Here is a 498-nt window from a genome sequence, read left to right on the forward strand (position 1 = left end):
AGTAGGGGTGAAGGTCATTGGAAATCCTAATTATTTTTTGATTATATCGTCAAAATTCCAATTTTCTAAACTTTTTTCTATGGTTTTGTTTTGAGTATCAAGATATCCTAGGCCTTGGATAAACCAATTGTGTTGTATTTTTAAAAAGTCTATTAAATTTTCTTTTTGCTTATTTGTGTTTAAAACTTCAAATTTTAAAATTTCGCATTCATTATGAAAATAAATAGCTTGACAAAGTTCATTAAAAAGCTTGAGTTTTTTAAATTCTTTAAAAAGATTTAAAAGATCATTTTTGATTTTTTCAAGAGTTTGAAAATTCTTGTCATTTTTTTCTAAAGTGTATCTAAGCTTTTGAAGCTGAGTTTGAGTTTTTTTTATAAATTCTTTGGATTCTAAAATGCTTTTTTGGAGATATTTTTTTGTTTTTTCTAATTTTTCTTTGGCTAGTTTTTTATCTAGAAATTTTGGAAAATCAAAAGGTTTATTTAAATCTTTATC

The 498-nt window shown here is 23.3% G+C and carries 1 pseudogene; it reads right to left on the reverse strand.

Annotation, left to right across the window (positions count from 1 at the left end):
- Positions 1–30 precede the first annotated feature (30 nt).
- Positions 31–498 (reverse strand): annotated as a pseudogene (locus tag CCO88_RS10035) (motility associated factor glycosyltransferase family protein); the annotation flags it as partial.

It is taken from the genome of Campylobacter coli LMG 9860 (assembly GCF_000254135.1).
Lineage (GTDB): Bacteria > Campylobacterota > Campylobacteria > Campylobacterales > Campylobacteraceae > Campylobacter_D > Campylobacter_D coli.